At 36.9% G+C, this 21517-nt stretch carries 18 protein-coding genes and 1 other RNA gene; 10 read left to right on the top strand and 9 right to left on the bottom strand.

Annotated features, from left to right (window positions below):
- Window positions 1-62: 62 nt before the first annotated feature.
- From ACFIMG_RS03815 to ACFIMG_RS03850, 8 genes are all read right to left on the bottom strand, one after another.
- The gene (locus ACFIMG_RS03815) at window positions 63-1091 is read right to left on the bottom strand and encodes a YeiH family protein (RefSeq protein ID WP_375678508.1); all 1029 of its coding nucleotides are present in this window, start codon (window positions 1089-1091) and stop codon (window positions 63-65) included.
- 68 nt (window positions 1092-1159) lie between these two features.
- On the bottom strand, window positions 1160-1765 hold the full coding sequence (recR, locus tag ACFIMG_RS03820) for a recombination mediator RecR (protein ID WP_273790577.1): 606 nt from the start codon (window positions 1763-1765) through the stop codon (window positions 1160-1162).
- 30 nt (window positions 1766-1795) lie between these two features.
- Window positions 1796-2119, bottom strand: a complete 324-nt coding sequence (locus tag ACFIMG_RS03825; protein WP_375606797.1) for a YbaB/EbfC family nucleoid-associated protein — start codon at window positions 2117-2119, stop codon at window positions 1796-1798.
- Between the two features lie 14 nt (window positions 2120-2133).
- On the bottom strand, window positions 2134-4074 hold the full coding sequence (locus ACFIMG_RS03830) for a DNA polymerase III subunit gamma/tau (RefSeq protein WP_375678507.1): 1941 nt from the start codon (window positions 4072-4074) through the stop codon (window positions 2134-2136).
- 223 nt (window positions 4075-4297) lie between these two features.
- Window positions 4298-4395, bottom strand: an RNA gene (gene ffs / locus ACFIMG_RS03835) — signal recognition particle sRNA small type.
- A gap of 1598 nt (window positions 4396-5993) precedes the next feature.
- On the bottom strand, window positions 5994-6401 hold the full coding sequence (locus tag ACFIMG_RS03840; protein ID WP_375632299.1) for a hypothetical protein: 408 nt from the start codon (window positions 6399-6401) through the stop codon (window positions 5994-5996).
- Between the two features lie 537 nt (window positions 6402-6938).
- Window positions 6939-7802 carry a prephenate dehydratase gene (locus ACFIMG_RS03845; RefSeq protein ID WP_375678506.1) on the bottom strand — a complete coding sequence of 288 codons (864 nt, stop codon included), beginning with the start codon at window positions 7800-7802 and terminating at the stop codon, window positions 6939-6941.
- Complete coding sequence (locus ACFIMG_RS03850; protein ID WP_375678505.1) at window positions 7799-8530, bottom strand: 3-deoxy-manno-octulosonate cytidylyltransferase; 732 nt, start codon at window positions 8528-8530, stop codon at window positions 7799-7801. The genes ACFIMG_RS03845 and ACFIMG_RS03850 overlap by 4 nt, the downstream gene beginning before the upstream one ends.
- Before the next feature lie 104 nt (window positions 8531-8634).
- Between ACFIMG_RS03850 and ACFIMG_RS03855 the strand changes: the two genes are divergently transcribed.
- The gene (locus tag ACFIMG_RS03855) at window positions 8635-9198 is read left to right on the top strand and encodes a c-type cytochrome (RefSeq protein WP_375678504.1); all 564 of its coding nucleotides are present in this window, start codon (window positions 8635-8637) and stop codon (window positions 9196-9198) included.
- A gap of 926 nt (window positions 9199-10124) precedes the next feature.
- Here the strand turns inward: ACFIMG_RS03855 and ACFIMG_RS03860 are convergent.
- Window positions 10125-10919: a molybdopterin-synthase adenylyltransferase MoeB gene (locus ACFIMG_RS03860; protein ID WP_375678503.1), complete on the bottom strand. Its 795-nt coding sequence runs from the start codon at window positions 10917-10919 to the stop codon at window positions 10125-10127.
- Between the two features lie 87 nt (window positions 10920-11006).
- On the opposite strand from ACFIMG_RS03860, the gene gshB reads away from it, so the two are divergent.
- From gshB to mutM, 9 genes are all read left to right on the top strand, one after another.
- Window positions 11007-11954 (top strand): glutathione synthase, encoded by a 948-nt coding sequence (gene gshB, locus ACFIMG_RS03865; protein ID WP_375627632.1) that lies wholly within the window; start codon window positions 11007-11009, stop codon window positions 11952-11954.
- Between the two features lie 133 nt (window positions 11955-12087).
- Window positions 12088-13134 carry a PstS family phosphate ABC transporter substrate-binding protein gene (locus ACFIMG_RS03870; protein ID WP_375678502.1) on the top strand — a complete coding sequence of 349 codons (1047 nt, stop codon included), beginning with the start codon at window positions 12088-12090 and terminating at the stop codon, window positions 13132-13134.
- Between the two features lie 75 nt (window positions 13135-13209).
- A complete protein-coding gene (gene pstC, locus ACFIMG_RS03875; protein ID WP_375678501.1) occupies window positions 13210-14670 on the top strand; it encodes a phosphate ABC transporter permease subunit PstC in 1461 nt (486 codons plus the stop codon).
- Entirely contained in the window at window positions 14667-15956 is a 1290-nt protein-coding gene (gene pstA / locus ACFIMG_RS03880; protein WP_375678500.1) for a phosphate ABC transporter permease PstA, read from the top strand. The genes pstC and pstA overlap by 4 nt, the downstream gene beginning before the upstream one ends.
- Before the next feature lie 51 nt (window positions 15957-16007).
- Window positions 16008-16766 (top strand): phosphate ABC transporter ATP-binding protein PstB, encoded by a 759-nt coding sequence (pstB, locus tag ACFIMG_RS03885; protein ID WP_375625677.1) that lies wholly within the window; start codon window positions 16008-16010, stop codon window positions 16764-16766.
- A gap of 21 nt (window positions 16767-16787) precedes the next feature.
- Entirely contained in the window at window positions 16788-17510 is a 723-nt protein-coding gene (gene phoU, locus ACFIMG_RS03890; protein ID WP_375611791.1) for a phosphate signaling complex protein PhoU, read from the top strand.
- Between the two features lie 550 nt (window positions 17511-18060).
- Window positions 18061-18894, top strand: a complete 834-nt coding sequence (locus ACFIMG_RS03895; protein WP_375678499.1) for a cell wall hydrolase — start codon at window positions 18061-18063, stop codon at window positions 18892-18894.
- Between the two features lie 177 nt (window positions 18895-19071).
- Complete coding sequence (locus ACFIMG_RS03900) at window positions 19072-20319, top strand: aminopeptidase (RefSeq protein WP_375678498.1); 1248 nt, start codon at window positions 19072-19074, stop codon at window positions 20317-20319.
- A gap of 271 nt (window positions 20320-20590) precedes the next feature.
- Window positions 20591-21466, top strand: coding sequence for a bifunctional DNA-formamidopyrimidine glycosylase/DNA-(apurinic or apyrimidinic site) lyase (mutM, locus tag ACFIMG_RS03905; RefSeq protein ID WP_375613328.1), 876 nt, complete (start codon window positions 20591-20593; stop codon window positions 21464-21466).
- The last annotated feature ends 51 nt before the right edge of the window (window positions 21467-21517 follow it).

Here is a 21517-nt window from a genome sequence, read left to right on the forward strand (position 1 = left end):
TAATAATGAGGACTTTGGGTTGATTGCATACTACGTTGAAAAAATAATAATCAATGCACATTTTAAAATGTTATATGATTTAAATCATTCAATTGTATCATAATAAGGCTACAAATACCGAGAATAATTATGGAGCAGGTTGAAGCCAAAATGACGCGCCATCCTGCTTTTTTTAGTGATCGGATATCAACACCTAATCCTAGTGCAGCCATTGAGATAACAGTAAACAACTGGGCAATAAATTTGATGGGATTGATAGCCTTTTCAGGGATAAGACCACTTGAGCGAACAAGCATCATGATAATAAAGCCAATGATAAACCATGGGACGAGGGTATGTAAACGCAAGCGTGTTTGTGCTGATCGGCGATAAATGATTGATAGAGTAAAAATAACAGGGCCTAACATGAGAACCCGTACTAATTTGACAATTGTTGCAATTTGAACACTCAGAAAAGAGACAGATGCTGTTGCTGCTAAAACCTGTGGTACAGCATAAACAACCATGCCAGCAAGCACACCATATTGGCTAAATGACAAATTCAGAGATGGATGTAAAAAGGGTAAAAATAAAATAATAAGAATTCCTAAAAGAGCAGTGAAGGCAATTGACGCGGCTACATCGTCATGTTTTGCTTTTATGACAGGTGCAACGGCAACAATAGCTGAATTGCCACAAATAGCATTCCCACAAGCGACCAGCATTGCCAAATGTGTAGAAAGCCCGAAAAGTCGGCCGATGGCAAAGCTCAGGATAATCGTTACGAATATCACGAATATGATACTAGCAAGCAAATTCCAACCAGCTGAAAGGACTGCGTTAATGCTAATGCTTGCTCCTAGAAGAACGATAGCAATTTCGAGAAGTGTTTTTGCAGAAAAGGTGATACCTTTTTGAAAATATGTTGGCAAAGGAAAACAACTACGGATAATCGATCCTAAAAGAATTGCCAAAACAAGGCTTTCAAGCCATGCTTGTCCAAAAAGCTGTTTTTCTACAACTTCTAAGCCATAAGCTAAGGCTGATATGAGTAAACATGCTAGAATACCAGGACCAAAGTCGTTTAAAAGTGAGAGATGTTTTTTGATCATTTTAATATTTCCCCATAAAAAGAAATGATAGTAAATAAAGCGAGATAACAGGTAAGAGAAAGAAATTTTTAAAGATTTGTTCTTGCTTGTACAGCTGCTGCTAAAGTTCCATCATCAAGATAATCAAGCTCGCCTCCTACAGGAACACCATGAGCAAGTCGCGTAATTTTAACTGGAAAATTAGAAAGCTGATCGGTGATATAGTGAGCAGTTGTTTGACCTTCGACAGTCGCATTGACAGCAAGAATAATTTCCGTAATAGGGTTTTGTACAACACGCTGTATTAAGGTGGCAATGTTGAGTTCGTCAGGACCTATTCCATCTAAGGGGGAGAGTCGTCCACCCAACACATGGTAACGTGCGGCTAAAGTTTTTGCGCGTTCAAGAGCCCACAGATCAGCAATATCCTCAACAACGATGATTGTTGTATCATCGCGGCGCAAATCTGTACAAATTGAACAAGGATCAATGGTATCGACATTTCCACAAACAGAACAAATGCCGACTTTTTCTATAGCTGCTTGTATAGCCGCTCCCAAAGGCTCCAGCAATGTCTCTTTTTTTTTGATAAGATGAAGCGCAGCACGACGTGCTGAACGTGGACCAAGACCTGGTAACCGTGATAAAATCTGAATGAGACGTTCAATCTCAGGTCCTGCAATGTATTTAGACATATTTTTGTCCCACGGAAAAAATCCGTTTCATTAAAATGGAAGCTTGAAACCTGATGGGAGTGGTAGCCCTGCCGTCATACTTTTGGTTTTTTCTTCTATTGCGACTTCGATTTTTGTTCTTGCTTCATTATAAGCTGCCATAATGAGATCTTCAAGAATTTCAGCTTCCTCAGGTTTGAGTAATGAAGGATCAATTTGAATTGCTGTTATAATATTTTTGCCATTTAAAGTGATATTGACGAGACCACCCCCTGCGGTGCCCACAGCTTGCAGATTAGCTATTTCCTCCTGAATCTTCTGCATTTTTTCTTGCATTTCTTTGGCTTTTTTCATCATGCTCATCATTTCACGCATAGGAATAGGTATCCTTATTCATCATTGATATCATTTTTATTTTTAAAAATATCAGCATTTTTAAAGGTATTGGAGAGCAAATCAAGATCATTTTCTTCTTTATTGAGTCGAATATCGACAATTTTTGCTTCTGGGAAATGATTGAGGATTTTCGCGATATCAGGATCTGTTTCTGCATTAGAAAAAAGAGTCTTTTGAATCGCTATACTTTCCTCCTGTAAGGTTGGGCCACCTCCTTCATTAACAAAAGTTATTGTCCAGCGTTTTTCTGTCCATTGAGATATCTTTTTTTCTATATCATGAGCAAGAAATTGTGGGGTATTTTCAGAAAGTCTTAAGGTAATATGCCCAGCTTCAAAAGAAACAGGATGAACAAATTCTTTAATAAGGAGTTTGAAAGGAGTGTCATTATGCTGTTCGGCTAATTGAACAATATCGTGCAAAGAATTAATCACGAGAGTTTTAGGCTCAGTAATCTTTTCTGTTGTTTGCGTGACAGAATGCGATAAATTTACAATCTTTTCAGAAAGATCAGTAGATGGAGAAGTTTCTAGAATTTCTGTTACTTCTTGGGCGTTGATTTTGTCATGGTTTTGATTTTTAACTAAATTTTCTGGTTGTAAGGAATGATCTAATTGGTTTTTCAAAGATGTTTTTAAATCTGATTGATCGGCTAATGTATTTGAAATGCTCGAGGAAGCATGGGCTCCGTCCATTGTTTCTTTTGTTATATTATTTGCATTTGTAGATTCTTGATGAGAAGAGTTTTTAACCAGTGTGAGAGGCGTTTTTTCTTGCGTAAGCTTTTTTAAAGCCTCATCAAGAGTTGGTAAGTCAGCCGTGTGAGCAAGACGAATTAAAAGCATTTCAGCGGCTTGAAGAGGACGTGCAGTTTGATTAACTTCCTGTAAACCTTTGAGTAACATTTGCCAGTTTCGGGATAAAACAGGAACGGAAAGTTTTTTTGAAAAGTCTAAACTTCTTAAACGTTGTTCTTCAGTCAGAGAAAAATCTTCCACTATTTCTGGTGTAAAACGTAAACGTGTGACCAGATGATTAAAATCGGCTAGTTCTGTCAATATAGTAAGAGGATCAGCACCTGCTTCATATTGACTGCGTAATTCATGTAACGCATTGACAACATCGCCCTTCATGATAAATTCAAAAAGATCAATAATACGTGCTTGATCCGCTAATCCTAACATTGTACGCACCGCAATAGCATTAACATTGCCATTGCTATGGGCGATTGCTTGATCAAAAATGGATAATGCATCACGTGCAGATCCTTCTGCAGCACGGGCAATCATAGAGAGTGCTTGATCTTCTACTTCTACCTTTTCATATTTCGCAATTTGACGCAAATGTGCACTCAAAGCTTTTGATTCAATACGTCGTAAATCAAAACGTTGGCAACGCGAAAGAATTGTAATAGGAACTTTGCGAATTTCTGTTGTGGCAAAAATAAATTTCACATGGGAAGGTGGTTCTTCAAGAGTTTTCAATAAACCATTAAAGGCTTGTGTTGAGAGCATATGTACTTCATCGATAATATAAACCTTATAGCGTGCAGAAACAGGACGATAGCGTATTTGTTCAATAATTTCACGAATATCATCAATGCCCGTATGAGAAGCGGCATCCATTTCTATAACATCAATATGGCGTCCTTCGATAATTTGTGTGCAATGTTCACCAAGAGTGTCCAATACGGTTGTTGGTTGATCAATATCTTTTGTTTTATAATTAAGCGCACGTGCCAAAATACGTGCTGTTGTGGTTTTACCTACGCCACGAATCCCTGTTAACATCCACGCTTGTGCAATACGACCTTTTTCAAAGGCGTTGGTGAGAGTACGCACCATAGCTTCCTGACCAATGAGGTTAGAGAAGTTTTTTGGTCGATATTTACGAGCAAGAACACGATAAGCTGTTTCTACCGGTAAATTTTCCATGAGTATTTCCAACTTCGAAGTTCTTTATGCGTACATTTTTATAATACAAAAGCATAGATCAATACTGTAGTCTCATATAAAAGGATTTTTTCTTAATCAAATTATTTATGGGACAATTTGTTTAAAAATAACAAAACCCCTTTATTTGCTGCATACAAATGCTGCTCTGAAGATTAAAAATACCTCGCTAAAAGACAGCATAAAAAATAATTTCTTCAGCAAAATAGGAGGTTGGAACGATGACCCGTACCAGAACTCGTTGGGGCTGCTTCTTTCCAGACCTGACCCAGTTGGCGAGTAGTTCGTCCACCACCAACCTCCCAAGCTCATATTGTCGATTTGGAATGAAAAATCAAGATCAGAAACGAAAAATATCCTAAGAACGACGAAGAATTTTCCTTTGCGTTTAATTTATTGACATATAAACAACAAAGAGATTGTGGATTTACCAGTTTTTATAGCAGTAGCTCTTCATATTTATTTGGTATGAAAATATTTTTTCGCTTAAGATAGTCTGAATGTATAATTATTCTCATTCGCTGAAACATGTAAGAGTTTTAGGATAGACACGTCTGTTTTAAAACTACGAAATTGAATCATCAAAAATTTACAACAGTTAAAGAAGAAAATAAAGCAAATAGATCATGTAATTGGCTAACATTTGAAAGTTAGGGGGGAAGAGTGCTATTTAAATAATTATAAAATATTGCTTTAATGGTGTTGCTCCTCTATACAAAACAGAACATCCCAAACAGAATACATTTAATGTTATACATTCACAGGCTTTTTAAAGAGCGATTGCTCAATACTCTTAACTATATTTCAAACTCCACTCATAAATAGTATACATGCTTCCCTTGAGTTATAAATCTATTGTTGCGCTATCCTCTTTATGCTTAATACAAAGTATAAATTTTAGCCCTCATGCTATTTAACAACTCCCAATGTTGTGATCCCTTGTACTTGAGAGGCTTTATAAGAAGCATTTTTATTCCTTTTTTTAATCGTTTTTACTCACACACCACTCTCATTTGTAACTTTCAAGGAAACATTTTAATGGATTTAATATGAGATTTAAGATGGGAGGACCTTACTTTATTCGTGGTTTTAATTCAGTATAAGAAAATCAAAGTCTTATAAGGATAAGCCAGTATCTTAAGTATCTTATAAGAGTACCACCTCATTTCTATAGTGAATGAGAATATAAAATATGTAATGTTTTTTCTTTTAACATAATATAAATATATAAATACTGAGTAGATGTTATCGCTCTTTTTTTGCGTGCTTGTTCTTTTAATTAAAAAACATTGATGTTTATCACAAGATGGATCAATATATGAATTTTCATTATTTTAGAAAAGGTTTCATATATTTTAAAGGGACTGTACTCATGCAAGAGAAGATGCAACATTAAACGCTATAGAAATAAGGGGGTACTGATTTTATAAGCATAAAAAAGGTTCTTATTCGATATAAGCGATATTTTATAGTTTCAAATAATTATATCCTTTAATAAGGAGGGAAAAGCGAGATGAATTTTTACAAAAGCTGAATGAGTATGATTTAAAATGCAGCGAGGAATGCATCTGTAGAGCAAATTTTACTTTTCTGTTTATCTAAGTGATTTGGGTACGATGTGCTTTATAGTACTTAAAATAAAGCAGTTGCAAAGATAGAAGTTATATTCTTATTAAAAAAATAGCTCTGATAGTAGAAAATACAGAACAATTTAATTTTAGTCATTTAGTTTTCGCAAAAGTTCTTTAATATCTAACCTTATAAGCAGCTTAAGATTTGCCATATTAGTACAAAAATAAGCTTTTCAGCGATTAGGTTTAATGGCTCATTATGCCCTATTTTGAAAAAAATACCTGAAAAAAGAATAACTCTACTCAAATTTAGATGTTATAGAAATATTGTTAATCATAATCTCCTGTGTCACAATTTGTTCCAACAACTTTTTTCTTCGTAATATTTTTAAAAATATAATGTCCTGACGAAGGAAAACTTATATGAAGAGATTTTATATTTTTTAGGATAAAGATCTTCTTTTCTTTATCATGGGTTATTTTCTTTTCATCATCAACAGCAATTCTCAATTTGTTTAAATCAGAAGGGGTAGAGTATGATAAAGTAAAGGATACTTTCTTCGGTTTAAAGATACTACAAGAGTATTCAGCTCCTTGATGGATTGTATCGGATGGGATGATCACAACACTTTCATCCAGCCCAAAATTCCATTTTTTCTCACCAAAGCCAGCAAATGCAACACTAGAGTAGGCGAGAATATTTGCGGCTAATAATACTTGCATGAAGATTTTTTTCATTATCCTCTCCTTTTTCTAAAGTGAGGTGAATCATAAATCAATTTTTATAAAGATAAAAGCTCAAACTTAACGCTAAAAACAGGGCTAAGTTGCATTTTCTAGTTTTAAACCATGTTTAGAATGATATTAATCTAAAAGATTTGAATGCTCTATTATATATAATAATTTGAATTATTTTGAGAGCTAATTTAGAAGTTCGTTATCTTTATTGGAATATTGTCAGAGGAAATGACTTTTCTCAAGAAGCTCTCTTTGAATATATAAAAGGAAATAGATGGTACAAGCGTTTTTATTTTTGGTTACTGTGTTTTTTTACACTGGTTTTTATACAAGTTGAAGTGCTTTTTATCATGATATAATTTGTGAAAAAATATTATGGAAATAATTTATATATTCTTTTATGAGCCGTTTTTTCTTCTTCAGTTTTTATGAAGGGTGTTGAGTAGAAAAAAACGAGCTCTTTCAAGATACGTTGCATTATGAAATTTTTACGATGCTTTTTGATATCAACAAAAAATGATAGCAGCTTAATTGCTTTTATATATACGATGTTCGATCGTTTTGTGCTGGATAAGTACCGATAATACGCAGTTCTGCAGAAAAGAAAGATAATTCTTCTAAGGCAAGTTTCATCATCGGGTCTTCAGGATGTCCTTCAATATCAACAAAGAACTGTGTTGCATTGAAATTTCCACCAATTTGATAGCTTTCTAATTTTGTCATATTGATACCATTCGTTGCAAATCCTCCCATAGCTTTATAGAGAGCAGCGGGGACATTGCGCACTCGAAAAAGAAGACTGGTGATGATTTTTTCGCCATTTTGAGGTTTGGGGACATGTCGTTTGGAGCGTGAAAGGATGACAAAACGGGTAATATTATGAGGGTTATCTTCAACATCTCTTTCAAGAATATCAAGTCCATAGAGTTCTGCTGCGATTAAAGGTGCTAAGGCAGCCTGTGAACGTTTAGCATTTTTTTTAATAAAGTTTGCAGCTCCAGCGGTGTCAGCAGAAACAACAGGTTTCCAACCGTTGTTTCGTATGATTTTTCGGCATTGTGCAAGGGCATGCGTATGGCTGTGGACGGTTTTAATTTCGTCATGTGTAACGCCGGGCAAAACCATGAGTTGAAAATGGATAGGTAAAAAATATTCATCAATAATATAAAGAGATGACTGCGGTAAAAGATGATGAATGTCTGCAACGCGCCCCGCAAGAGTATTTTCAATAGGGATCATAGCAAGATCAGCTTTCCCGCTTTCCACTAAATTAAGAGCGTCTTCGAAGGTAGCAGAGGGAACAGCATCCATATTGGGGAACATATTGGAGCAAGCAATATGGGAATTAGCGCCGTATTCTCCTTGGAAAGAAATTTTATTGGTTTTTTTAAGTATTTTCATGTTAAAATCTCACAAACTCTATCGAGATCATGTTGTGTGTCTACACCTAAGGGAATTGTATCGACTATTTCCACATCAATACGCATATTGTTTTCTAATGCACGTAATTGTTCAAGTTTTTCACGTTTCTCAAGTGGTGAGGGTTTGAATGATACAAATTTCTCAAGTGCTTCGCGCCTATAGGCGTATATTCCAATATGGTGATAAAGAGGACCCTCTCCATAAGGTGCTTTGGCGCGCGTAAAATAAAGAGCACGAAGGCGATTTTGAGAAAGCGGTGTACCAATGATTTTGACAACATTGGGATCTCTTGTTTCATTTTCTTCAATGATTTTGGCACCCAAGGTTGCAATATCAGTAAAGCTATTTTCTAAAGGGCGTAGCGCACGAATGATTTCACGAGGCATTATTGTTGGTAAGTCACCTTGTATATTTAAAATGGCGTTGTAGCGTTGTTCAGGATCAATACGCACTAAAGCTTCATAAATACGATCAGATCCAGACTTATGATCACCTCGTGTTATGATATATTCATGCCCATAATCTGCAACAGCTTTAGCGATATCATTATGATCTGTTGCAACGATTGTACGTCCTATTCCAGCTTTTTTGGCTTGTTCTGCGACATGAACAATCATCGGTTTTCCGCCAATTTCAGCGAGAGCTTTTTGAGGAAGACGGGTTGAGCCCATACGGGCAGGAATAAGAATAATTGGTTCAAGAGCCATTGTAAGATTCCCAATGTCATCTGTGATGCATTTATGATATTGTGTGTTATAAAGAAAAAGCTTAAACTAAAAATGGTAATGAAACCGTGAACATTTGAGTTTTTATGAATCGCCCGAGATTTATTTATTTTATTTGTGCTTGTTTATGTGTGCTGGTTGCTATTGTGGGGATTTTCACACTCAGCAATATAGTTTACGATCATCCGACATCAGTCCAATATCATCATACAGTTGCCAAGAATGATATATTCCAAGAAAAACAAAAAGCACCTGATGTTTCCCTATCACTAAATAGCCGCCTTCAACAAGGCAATTTTGAAAATGGCCGTAAAATTTTTCGCCAATGTGCCATATGCCACACTTCTGGACGCAATGAAGCAGGGCGTGTTGGTCCAGTTCTCTGGGAGATTGTTAACCGCCCTTTAGCATCAGCAGCAGGTTTTGCTTATTCACGGGCATTACGTGCTCATTCTGATCAAAAATGGGATTTTGTAACGTTAGATCGTTATTTACATTCTCCACGTGAAGCTTTTCCTGGGACCATTATGTCTTTTCGTGGAATTAAAAATGACCAAGATCGTGCCGATCTTTTGCTTTATTTACGCAGTTTATCCGATCATCCTGTTCCTTTACCAATGGATAATAATAAAGCGAACGAGCCAAATTAACTTATACCATAGATGTTAATTTTAGAAAGAAGTCTGATTTTTTTGTAATTTTAGTTTCACAGTTTATAAAAAGAGCTCTTATTGATGTTTTGTTAGGGGGGAACGCCCCTCACGCAAGACAGAAGATATTTAACATTGCATATTTACTCGCTTATTTTAAAGAGATCTTTTATAAAAATGCACTCTTTAACACTGTCGTCTGTGGATTGGTTTTCAAGATTTGTGTGCTTCACTTTTTCTACATATACTTGTCTGTGAAATTATTGCTGAAGGATTATCAATTCATGAGCTGCAGCTTTCTGCTTCTGAATGCAATAATTATGTAATTAAAGCTCTCCATGAGGTTTATCTCAATCCTTCTATACACATCAATCCCTATGTACTTTTACATCAATTCCCATGTATTTTTCTTATGAACAGAGACAATTGATTGTTCTTATACGTGCAATAATCCTAAGCTGCATTTTATGATGCTCGATGAATAGACGTTTTCTCTTGAGGTTAGAGATGTACGGACAGATCATTGACCTTTTATAGTATCGATCACTAAAATATGACTTAGATTATTTATTTATAGGTTATGGTTTGAAGTAAGCACTTTCATGTGAAACAATTTTTATGTGTGAATAGTAGAATAGTTGAATAGAGTTCTGCTGATTGTATTTTTATCTACGTCGAAAATTTTTTATACAAGAATACGGATAGCAGCTACGTTCCCACGAGTCTCTGTCCATTTATAGACGATGACATGAAATTATGCTGATAATCCATTATAGAGAATTATTTTTTCACAAAAGGTTTGCCATATTTGTGATAAATTTAATAGGTTTCATTGGTTACAATGTTTCGATGACTTGCGATAAAATTAATTAGTATTTCAATACATATTGCGAGAGTGCTAAAAATTAGTGGAAGAGAGGACATAATCATGATTCTCCAAGCTTCTTAATAACTATGGTATTTTCTTTATAATTTGAGCGTTTATAAGTAATAATATTAAATTGCGCTAATAATCCATTATAGAGAAGAATCTTTCCTACTAATGGCTCTCCGATGTTTGTGATCATTTTAATAACTTCCATTGCTTGTAGGGTCCCAATAACGCCAGGTAAAACACCGATGATTCCAGTTTCAGCGCATGTTGGGATAGTCCCGTGAGCTGGAGGGGTGGGAAATAAATCGCGATAGTGAGGATTATTGTCTTTATACGGCATAAGGACCGTTAATGAGCCATTAAAACGTTCTACAGCACCGCTTATTAGAGGTTTTTTGCATTGGGCAGCGTGATCAGCGAGAAGATAGCGTGTGGTAAAATTATCACTTCCATCAACAATGATGTGGTAAGCATTGAGCAGTTTATCCACATTACTTTTATCTAAGCGTAGGGTGTGTTTTTCAACTATAACATGGGGATTTATTGCTTTTATAGTGGTTTCAGCACTGTCTGTTTTACTTTTGTTGATTGCATTTGTTTTATGAATAACTTGGCGTTGTAAATTGGAAAGTGAAACGATGTCGTTATCGACAATTCCAAGAGTTCCAACACCTGCGGCAGCCAAATAGGTTAAGACAGGAGCACCAAGACCACCAGCGCCTACAACAAGAACACGTGCTGTTTTTAGCTTTTGTTGCCCTGCACCACCAATCTCAGGCAGAATGATGTGGCGTGCATAGCGTTCGATTTCTTTGTTGTTTAATTTTATATCTGTTTCTTGTGTCATAAATTTTCTCTTGTCATAGTTCTTTTATTGTTTACTAAGTTTATGATGCATAGACCAGTCTGCTTTTAGGATAGAGAGGATTTATTTATGAAAATTGCCATTCAGATGGATCATATTTCAACAGTTCGGATTCAAGGAGATACGACATTTGCACTCGCTTTAGCAGCCCAAGAACGTGGACACTCTCTCTTCCATTATACACCAGATCGTTTATCTCTATACGATGGTTGTGTGATTGCACGACTAGAGCCATTGATTGTACATGATAAAGAGGGAAGCCACTATCGATTAGAAAAGCCTGTTCGTACGGAATTAACAGATATGGATGTGGTTCTTTTACGCCAAGATCCACCTTTTAATCTCAATTATATCACAACAACTCATTTGTTAGAGCGTATTCATCCTAAAACACTCGTTGTGAATGATCCTGCATGGGTACGCAACAGTCCAGAAAAAATTTTTGTTACTGAATTTTCTGATCTGATGCCAGAAACATTAATTACCAAAGATATTGAAGAAATAACAGCTTTTAGAGAGACATTTGGCGATATTATTGTTAAACCACTTTATGGGAATGGGGGCGCTGGTATTTTTTATTTAAGACAAGATGATCGCAATTTAGCATCATTGTTAGAAATGTTTGCAGAAATTTATCACGAACCTTTTATTGTTCAGCGCTATTTAGAGGCAGTACGAAAAGGAGATAAAAGGATTATTTTGCTTGATGGTACACCTGTTGGAGCTATTAATCGAATTCCGACAGAAACAGATGTGCGCTCTAATATGCATGTTGGAGGTCGCGCGGAAAATGTGGAGTTAACAAAACGTGATTATGAAATTTGTGAACGCATTGGTCCAGCCTTAAAGGAACGCGGTCTTCTTTTTGTGGGGATTGATGTGATTGGAGATTATATAACAGAAATTAATGTGACGTCTCCTACGGGAATTCGTGAAATTAAACGCTTCTGCGGTACGGATGTTGCTCATTTGTTTTGGGATGTTATTGAGTTCAAGCGTTCAAATGAATTTATTTGACAGAGGACAAAAACATGGTTTTAAAAAAATGATCCATGTTGTTTTTTATATTTGTTATGTTGCAAATGTGAACTAGAATGACCGTATAATATAAATTAAGAGGCTTTGTTTTCAATTTTTAGGGAGTTTATAGATGAACAAAGTATTATCAATTGGAGTGGGATTGATTTTTGCGCTACTGCTGTCAGCAAATGGAGGCAATGCGCGCGATCAAATACAGATTACTGGTTCATCTACAGTTTTACCTTATCAAAAGATTGTTGCTGAAACATTTGGAGAAATTTATCCCCATTTTAAGGTTCCTGTTATCGAATCGGGAGGAACAGGAGCTGGTATTAAGGAATTCTGCCGTGGTATTGGGGAGAACACTGTTGATATTGTTAATGCTTCGCGAGCAATGAAACCGAGTGAATTACAGTCTTGTTTTGATGCTGGTGTAAAAGATGTTGAAGAAATACGTATTGGGTATGATGGCATTGTTTTTGCAACTGATATTAAGGGGCCTGATTGGAAATTACAGCCAGTAGATGTTTATAAAGCCCTTGCTGCTCGAATTATTATAGACGGAAAGTTGCAACCGAATAATATTTTGAAATGGAGTGCAGTTAATAGTGCTCTTCCTGATTGGACGATAGCAGCGTATATTCCTGGAGAGAAGCATGGGACACGTGAAGTTTTTGAGGAAAAATTACTTACTGAGGGGTGTAAAGAGAGTGGGGCAGTTGAGGTGATGAAGTCTTTAGGAATGGATGATAAGGAGATACACACTGCTTGTATTGCGGTACGTAAGGATGGAAAAGCGGTTGATATTGATGGTGATTATTCTGAAACATTTGCGCGTCTAACTTCTAATAAAACAGGGGTTGGTATTTTTGGTTTGTCTTTTTATCAAAATAATGCTGATAGGCTAAAGGTTGCCGATATTAACGGTTTTGCGCCAACAGTTGAGACGATTTCTAGTGGACAATATCCAGTTTCTCGTCCGCTTTTTTTCTATATTAAGAAAGCACATTTAGGTATTATTTCAGGTTTGCGAGAGTATGTTGATTTTTTTCTTTCTGATCAAATGATTGGTCCAGAGGGTCCTTTGGCTGAATATGGTTTGATTGTTTCTCCTGAAAAGGAACGTCAAGCACAGCGTTCTGATTTTTCTGCTGGTCGAGTAATGACATTGAAATAATTTGCAGGGAAAATTTGTTGGATTTCTGAGATAGGAAATTTGGGTGCTATTTTTTTATAAAAACTGAAAGATAAAATGCGCATTTCCTTCATTGTATTGCTATTATTGATTTTTGGATTTTGTGGCTTTGGTATTTCTTATATGCGAGCACGCATTCTTGAATACAGACAACATAAAATGCATTCTCGTGCGTATTATTATGGCTGGTGGACATTTTTGATTACTGTTATTCCAGCTTTTATTTTTTTAATTGTTTGGGATGCTGGGAGTACAATTTATTTAGAATATAATGCCTCTCGAGAGCTGGGGGCGTATAGTGCGCATGTAACAGAGCCTGTAAATCACGATCTACTTTGGGAGACACTTCGAAGTCTCGTCAAAAAGATTCATCGCTTTGAGGGGAATCTTTCTACCGCTTCCTATAAGGAAGTGCAGGCACAATTACTCGCGAAGGGATTGATTTTATCCGATGAAGCATCGGATGATGTGTTCAAAATAGCACAGTCGTGGGTATTCTCTTCTGAAAAGCTTAAGTTTATAGGTTATGTTTTTCTTTTTGCTATTGCGTCCTTTGGTTTTATCTGTGGAATGATGCAAATTGCGCCTCATCAACGTGCCCGTAATAAGGTTGAATCTTTTATTATTATTGGATTGATTTGTGCATCTATTGTTGCAGTCTTGACAACAATAGCCATTGCGCTTTCTATGCTTTTTCAGACAGTAAGCTTTTTTCAGTCTGTATCCTTTTCAAATTTCTTTTTAGGAACAGTTTGGGATCCGCGTTTTTCCGCGAGCGGTTCCAGCGATGAAGTAGGACAATTTGGTTTAATACCGCTTCTTGCTGGTACGCTTTATATTGCATTTGTTGCCATGCTTTTTGCTGTACCTATAGGACTATTTTCAGCTCTTTATATGGCGGAGTATGCTTCTGCGCGATTGCGAGCAATTGTGAAGCCATTGTTAGAAGTTCTTGCTGGCATTCCAACGATTGTTTATGGCTTTTTTGCTTTGAAGGTTGTGGGACCATTTTTACGAGATCTCTCTGCTTCTCTCTCAGACGGGGTTAGTTTTATTATGGCACAAAGTGTTTTGACTGCTGGAGTTGTGATGGGAATTATGTTGATACCTTTTGTTTCCTCTTTATCGGATGATGTTATTACGGCTGTTCCACGCATTTTACGTGAAGGTTCTTATGGTTTAGGCGCAACGCAATCTGAAACAATTAAAAAAGTTGTTATACCAGCAGCGCTTCCAGGGATTATGGGGGCCATTTTGTTGACGGCATCGCGTGCAATTGGAGAAACAATGATTGTGGTTTTGGCGGCAGGTGTTGCAGCAAACTTAACACTCAATCCTTTCGAAGCAATGACTACGATGACTGTTAAGATTGTTAATCAATTGACCGGTGATTTTGAGTTTAATTCTCCACAAACTCTGGTGGCTTTTGCCTTAGGGATGACGCTCTTTGTCATGACACTTTTGATGAATATTCTAGCTCTTTATATTGTGCGTAAATATCGGGAACAATATGAATGAATGAAGATTTTTTTCCTTGTCGCAATATTAGTCTCAAGCGTCGGTATTGGGCTGAACGTCGTTTTCGTGCCTATGGTTTGATTGCCATTTTTATTGGTTTATTTTTTTTATTTACGCTTTTATGGTCTATCATTAGTCAGGGTTATACAGCTTTTTTTCAAAGTGAAATGACATTATCGATTTATTTGGATGAAAAGATCATTGATCCAAGTGGTCAACGTAAAACAAAACCACAAGTGCTCATGACGGCGAATTATCCACTTCTTGTACACAATGCTTTAGCGAAGAAACTTAATATCAATCAAAATGATCGAGCCTCTCTTTTGGACGTTAACCGTATGTTTTCAAATGGTGTCCGTGTTCAACTGCGTGAAATGGTGACAAAGAATCCAAAACTGATTGGCACAATGCAAAAAGTTAAAGTTTTGGCATCTGCGGATATTGATTCTGCTTATAAGGGACAGATTGATCTGCGTGTAGCAGAAAAAAACCGTAAAGTTTCTAATCGACAAATAGAATGGATAAAGCGTTTAGCGCATGATGGTACACTTTATAAAACATTTAATATTGGTTTTTTTACATTTGGCGCTTCAAGTCGTCCTGAGACTGCGGGATTAGGTGTTGCGATCATTGGTTCTCTTTATATGATAGGCATCGTTTTATTAGTTTCCCTTCCGATAGGCATAGCAACGGCTCTTTATTTAGAAGAATATGCACGCAAAAATAAATTTACAGATTTTATAGAGGTTAATATCAATAATCTTGCAGCTGTTCCTTCAATTGTGTTTGGTCTTTTAGGACTCTCTTTTTTTGTTAATTTTTTAGGATTACCACGTTCAGCCTCTTTTGTTGGTGGTCTTGTTTTAGCGCTCATGACTCTTCCCACGATCATTATTGCAACACGTTCTGCTCTGCGTGCTGTTCCTCTCTCTATTCGTTCTGCAGCTTTGGGGTTGGGAGCATCAAAAACACAAATGATTTTTCATCATGTTGTTCCTTTAGCTGCGCCTGGCATTTTGACAGGCACAATTATTGGAGTCGCTCAGGCTTTGGGTGAAACAGCTCCTTTGCTTTTGATTGGAATGGTTGCTTTTGTTGTTAATATTCCTACGACCCCCATGGATCCAGCAACGGCTTTGCCTGTTCAAATTTTTATGTGGGCGGGTGAAGCAGAGCGTGCTTTTGTTGAAAAGACATCAGGTGCTATTATTGTATTGATGATTTTTCTTGCGATCATGAATATTTCTGCGGTTTTTTTACGTCGACGATTTGAACGCCGCCAGTAATTTTAATAAAACAACAGCTTTGATAAGATTTTTGTAAGGTGAATTTTTGTAATGAAGATTAAAATGCGCGGTCAGGATGTGAAGGTTTCTTATGGAGACAAAGAAGCACTCCACGGTATTACACTTGATATTCCTGAACATCAAGTAACAGCCTTGATTGGTCCATCAGGATGCGGAAAGTCAACTTTTTTGCGTTGTTTTAACCGTATGAATGATACGATTGAAGGCGCTAAAACAACCGGTCTTATTACCTTAGATGGGGAGAATATTTATGACCAGAGAATTGATGTTGTAGAATTGCGCGCTCGTGTTGGAATGGTTTTTCAAAAGCCCAGCCCTTTTCCAAAATCTATATTTGAGAATGTTGCGTATGGTCCACGCATTCATGGTTTAGTTAAAACACGCTCTGAATTGCATGATGTAGTTGAAAAGAGTTTGAGGCAGGCAGGTTTGTTTGAAGAAGTAAAAGATCGCCTTCACGATCTTGGAACAAGTTTATCAGGAGGACAACAACAGCGTTTGTGTATTGCACGTGCTATTGCGGTTAGTCCTGAAGTTATTTTGATGGATGAGCCATGTTCAGCTCTTGATCCCATTGCGACAGCACGGATTGAAGAGCTTATCGATGCGTTACGGCAAAATTATACAATTGTTATCGTAACGCATTCCATGCAACAGGCCGCACGTGTTTCTCAATATACGGCTATGTTTCATTTAGGGCATTTGGTAGAAGTTGGTGCGACTGAAATGATCTTTACCTCACCAAAAGAGCAACGGACACAAGATTATATTACGGGGCGTTTTGGATAGGTGAATTGAGGAGTATAAGATATGTCTATGAAACATACTGTCCGTTCTTATGATGCAGAACTAAAATATTTAAGAGTAAGGATTACAGAAATGGGGAGCCATGCAGAAAGGATGATTGAACGTTCTGTCGCATCGGTTGTGAGTAGTGATCTTCAACTTGCAACGACAGTGATTGCCGATGATGTGTTTTTAGATGAAGCAGAACGTGACATTGATGAAAAAGCGGTTGCTATTATTTGCAAACGCCAACCGATGGCTGTCGATTTGCGTGAAATTATTGGAGCCATTCGTATTTCTTCTGATCTTGAACGGATTGGGGATATGGCAAAAAACATTGCTAAAAGGACTGTTGCACTTTCAGAAATACGTCAATCTGCTTCTGTTTATCATGGGCTTGAAACAATTACAGCTTTAGCACTCAATCAATTAAAAGAAGTCTTAAATGCTTATACGAGTCGCCTATTAGAGCGTGTTGACGCGGTGCGTGAGCGTGATGAGAAGATTGATGCTTTGTATACTTCTCTTTTTCGTGAACTTTTGACGTATATGATGGAAGATATGCGCAATATTACGGTTTGTACGCACTTACTGTTTTGTTTAAAGAATATTGAACGAATTGGTGATCATGTTACTAATATTGCTGAAATGCTGCATTATATCATAACGGGTTACCATATGTCCTCTGATCGTCCTCGTGATGACCTTACTTATAAAGTTGGGGTAGGTGAGAAGAAAATAGATTAAAATTTTTCTTATATGTATAAAATAAGTTTGTAGATATATGAGTATTTTCTTACAGTGCAGCTATAAGAAGAGTAAGATAACCATTTTATGGCAAAGCACAAAGAAGCAACAAAGAGTTTTTTCAGAGAAGCATGGCAGATTGTTAACTCTTGGTTTGACATATTTGTATATTGGATGATATCATCACTCGTATTGTGGCAGGAGGGGAGTTTTCTAGGGGAATTTCCTTTCAGATCATTTTGTTAAAATTTTATATTAAAGGGGATGTCTGTATTATTTTTTTCGTATGTAGAAGAAGTGGATAGTGTTACTTTATTGTAATTGAAACGTGTGGGTTATTATAGCCTATATTGAACCATGAAGAATAACAATATCGATCTGTAAATTAAGAGTTTTTTATTTTTTATTTTGCATAGATACTTTTTGATTACCTCTTGTATTAAAATTTTACTGAGTGGTAACAATTAGCTATGTACTTTATTGAGAGATACATTTAAAGCTCATTTCAAAATTTGAATAGCTCAGAGATTATAGGAATGTGTTGCATAAGATGAAAAATAATTGTTGGAATGTTTTTGTTACCTGTTGTGTAGCGCCGTTAGTTGTTGTGGGGTGTGCTTCAAATCATTTAGATACTGGAAAAGTAAATAATAATAAGACAAAAGCAGTTACGTATCCATTGACAGAGCGTCAATGTCTTATGCGAGCGATGTATTTTGAATCAAATCGCACAAGCCGTGAAGGAATGATTGCCGTTGGGACGGTTGTTATGAATCGTGTTAATTCAACTGCCTATCCTAAGACGATTTGTGGTGTTGTTGGTCAATATAGGCAATTTGCTCCTGGTGTTTTAACGCGTCCTATGACGGAAAAAGCATCTGTTGCTCGTGTAAGAGAGGCGGCTGATGCTGTTTTACGAGGTGAACGAGATAAGAAAGTTAAACACGCTAAGTTTTTTCATACCGCTGGTTTGTCTTTTCCGTATAAAAACATGCATTATGTTCAGGTTGCAGGGGGAAATGCTTTTTATGAAAAACGATCACGTGATGGGGAACTTCAAGTTCCTACAAATAATCGCCCTTATGATGTTGCTTATGCTTTTGCTCAAGAACGTTCTGGTCATGCGCCAAGCTTTATAGATGAAGGCTTAGAGAGTAGGGGCGTAAAGGTAGAGAAAAGTACATCTCCTTCGACAGAAGTAGCACAGTCCAAGATGGCACATCCTGCGCCTTTTGCTATGGTACAGCTTGATAAAGTTCCTATCCCTGCCTATGCACCTCAACATCTAGCTAGGAAAGAGGAAAATAAAACGATTATGGCTTTACCTTCATCTGATCAGTTAAATGCAATTGTTGCAATGTTAGAAAAACGACACAGGAACTAGTAAGTTTTTCATGACCAAAGAAGGATGATATACCCATTGCGGTTTATGAATTAAGTGAATTTTAGCGATAATGATACGCATAAATATACGTAGAGAAAGCGAACTCAAAGGATCTGAAAAACAATTTATAATATGACGACATAAAGAACGCATTCTATTTAAAGAAGGGTATTGGTAATGTACTTTGATATTCATGAGACAATTTTGCCTGAAATGCTTAATCGTCTTGCAGAAATTACAGTGAAAGTGGGGTTGAATTTACAAGAGGGGCAGGATCTTGTTTTAACTGCTCCAGTTTCAGCGTTACCTTTTGTTCGGCGTATTGCATATCATGCTTATAAGGTTGGTGCTGGTGTCATTACACCAATTTTTAGTGATGATATGTTATCGCTTACACGGTTTGAAAATGCCCATACAGCTAGTTTTGATTGTGCCCCTTCTTGGCTTTATGAGGGAATGGCAAAGGCTTTTGAAAATGGGGCAGCGCGTTTAGCGATTGTTGGTGAGAATCCTTTGCTCCTTTCCAATCAGGATTTTGATAAGGTTTCACGTTTAAATAAAGCCACTTCAATAGCTTACCAGCCGGCACTCAAGCAAATATCAAATTTTGCTATGAATTGGTCGATTGTTGCTTATCCAACAGCAGGATGGGCTGAGGCAATGTTTCCTTCTTTACCATTTAATGAGGCGATTAAAAAATTAGCCGATGCAATTTTTTCTGCTTCACGTGTTACAGGAGAAGATCCGGTGCAGGCGTGGACTGTTCATAATGCACATTTGAAGAAACGGTCATCTTGGCTTAATGAGCAGCGTTTTTCTGCCTTACACTTTACAGGGCCAGGGACTGATTTAACTGTTGGTTTGGCAGATGATCATGAATGGCATGGTGGTGCATCCGTTGCTCAAAATGGTGTTATTTGCAATCCGAATATTCCGACAGAAGAAGTTTTCACGACTCCTCATGCTCATAAGGTTGAAGGTTTCGTTCGCTCAACAAAGCCCCTTTCCTATCAAGGAACTCTGATTGATAATATTGAAGTACGTTTTGAAGCCGGGCGTATTGTTGAGGCTCGTGCATCAACAGGCCAAGAAGTTTTACAGCAGGTTTTGCAAAGTGATGAGGGTGCAAGCCGGTTGGGCGAAGTTGCCCTTGTGCCCCATTCTTCACCAATTTCTAAGAGTGGCCTCCTTTTTTATAATACCTTATTTGATGAAAATGCTGCATGTCATATTGCTTTAGGGCAGTGTTATTCCAAATGCTTTTTAGATGGGGCATCATTGACGTCAGAAGAGATTGCAGCACGTGGTGGGAATAAAAGTGTCATTCATATTGACTGGATGATTGGTTCTGGTGAAATTGACATAGATGGCATTACCCAAGATGGTGTAAGAGTTCCTGTATTTCGTAAGGGTGAATGGGCTTAATTTTGTTACCATAAAACACGGTCATTTGAGGTGGGGTGGGATGTAAGCTTTATTGATACGTTAAGTATTTTAGAGTGTGTGGTATATATTCAAGGCAGGGTTTGTCCATAAAGCCTTTAGTTAAATGATTCACATAAGTAGGAATCCAAGTAAAATCCACTCATCAAGAATTTGTTTAGTAGATGTAGAGGAAGTCTTCGTTTTTTGAGGGGCGAAGAAGTCAATTTATCAGTGATACGATTGGAAAGTGTATAATTATTAAAGAAGAGTAATGCCTGAGCTTCCTGAAGTAGAGACAGTTCGTCGTGGACTTGAGTCCGTTGTAACTGATGCAAAGATAGTATCTGTCAAACTTAATCGTAGAGATTTGCGCTTTCCTTTTCCTGAGGCTTTTTCTGAGCGCCTTATTGGCAGAACAATTATAGAACTTGGTCGGCGTGCGAAATATTTATTATTTCATCTTTCTCAGGATGAAACGATTTTAAGCCATTTAGGAATGTCTGGTTCATGGCGTATAGAGAATGATTTTTTAAGAAAAGCTTGTTCAGCGTCAAGTAAATTAGTTAAACATGATCATTTTGTCATGGATATTCAGACAAAGAATGGTGACGTTTATCGTCTTATTTATAATGATGTGCGTCGCTTTGGGTTTATGCTTTTAGTCGATACGGATAAGCTTTATGAACATCCACTTTTAAATAAGCTAGGTCTTGAACCTATAAGTAATTCGTTTTCTGGCCGTTATTTACAAAAGGCTTTTGTTAATAAAAAAATGTCTCTCAAGGGTGTTTTACTTGATCAGTCTATTGTTGCAGGTCTTGGGAATATTTATGTTTGTGAAGCACTTTGGCGGAGTCGTTTGTCTCCACAACGTGGTGCATTTACATTGGCATCAAAAACGGCACGTGCACGTGAATTTGCAGATTCTTTAGCACAAAATATACGCAATGTGATTTCTGAAGCCATTTTGTCTGGTGGCTCTTCTTTACGTGATTATATGCATATAGATGGTTCGCTTGGTTATTTTCAGCATGCTTTTTCAGTTTATGGACGAGAAGGCAAGCAATGTTTGGAATGTGGAGCGCCTATTATGCGCATTTTACAGGCTGGACGTTCAAGTTTTTACTGCTCACAATGTCAAAAATGAATAAGGTGTCTTGCAAAATCTTACAAGAGGCTTAAAGTCATCGCATCTATA

Origin of the sequence: Bartonella sp. AP11XZML (assembly GCF_042196445.1) — a bacterium.
Taxonomy (GTDB): Bacteria; Pseudomonadota; Alphaproteobacteria; order Rhizobiales; family Rhizobiaceae; genus Bartonella.

What these genes read in the sequence shown, in the direction of transcription:
- ACFIMG_RS03815 (WP_375678508.1), bottom strand. Translation starts at nt 1,091, where the DNA reads ATGATCAAAAAACATCTCTCACTTTTAAACGACTTTGGTCCTGGTATT.
- recR (WP_273790577.1), bottom strand. Translation starts at nt 1,765, where the DNA reads ATGTCTAAATACATTGCAGGACCTGAGATTGAACGTCTCATTCAGATT.
- ACFIMG_RS03825 (WP_375606797.1), bottom strand. Translation starts at nt 2,119, where the DNA reads ATGCGTGAAATGATGAGCATGATGAAAAAAGCCAAAGAAATGCAAGAA.
- ACFIMG_RS03830 (WP_375678507.1), bottom strand. Translation starts at nt 4,074, where the DNA reads ATGGAAAATTTACCGGTAGAAACAGCTTATCGTGTTCTTGCTCGTAAA.
- ACFIMG_RS03840 (WP_375632299.1), bottom strand. Translation starts at nt 6,401, where the DNA reads ATGAAAAAAATCTTCATGCAAGTATTATTAGCCGCAAATATTCTCGCC.
- ACFIMG_RS03845 (WP_375678506.1), bottom strand. Translation starts at nt 7,802, where the DNA reads ATGAAAATACTTAAAAAAACCAATAAAATTTCTTTCCAAGGAGAATAC.
- ACFIMG_RS03850 (WP_375678505.1), bottom strand. Translation starts at nt 8,530, where the DNA reads ATGGCTCTTGAACCAATTATTCTTATTCCTGCCCGTATGGGCTCAACC.
- ACFIMG_RS03855 (WP_375678504.1), top strand. Translation starts at nt 8,635, where the DNA reads ATGAATCGCCCGAGATTTATTTATTTTATTTGTGCTTGTTTATGTGTG.
- ACFIMG_RS03860 (WP_375678503.1), bottom strand. Translation starts at nt 10,919, where the DNA reads ATGACACAAGAAACAGATATAAAATTAAACAACAAAGAAATCGAACGC.
- gshB (WP_375627632.1), top strand. Translation starts at nt 11,007, where the DNA reads ATGAAAATTGCCATTCAGATGGATCATATTTCAACAGTTCGGATTCAA.
- ACFIMG_RS03870 (WP_375678502.1), top strand. Translation starts at nt 12,088, where the DNA reads ATGAACAAAGTATTATCAATTGGAGTGGGATTGATTTTTGCGCTACTG.
- pstC (WP_375678501.1), top strand. Translation starts at nt 13,210, where the DNA reads ATGCGCATTTCCTTCATTGTATTGCTATTATTGATTTTTGGATTTTGT.
- pstA (WP_375678500.1), top strand. Translation starts at nt 14,667, where the DNA reads ATGAATGAAGATTTTTTTCCTTGTCGCAATATTAGTCTCAAGCGTCGG.
- pstB (WP_375625677.1), top strand. Translation starts at nt 16,008, where the DNA reads ATGAAGATTAAAATGCGCGGTCAGGATGTGAAGGTTTCTTATGGAGAC.
- phoU (WP_375611791.1), top strand. Translation starts at nt 16,788, where the DNA reads ATGTCTATGAAACATACTGTCCGTTCTTATGATGCAGAACTAAAATAT.
- ACFIMG_RS03895 (WP_375678499.1), top strand. Translation starts at nt 18,061, where the DNA reads ATGAAAAATAATTGTTGGAATGTTTTTGTTACCTGTTGTGTAGCGCCG.
- ACFIMG_RS03900 (WP_375678498.1), top strand. Translation starts at nt 19,072, where the DNA reads ATGTACTTTGATATTCATGAGACAATTTTGCCTGAAATGCTTAATCGT.
- mutM (WP_375613328.1), top strand. Translation starts at nt 20,591, where the DNA reads ATGCCTGAGCTTCCTGAAGTAGAGACAGTTCGTCGTGGACTTGAGTCC.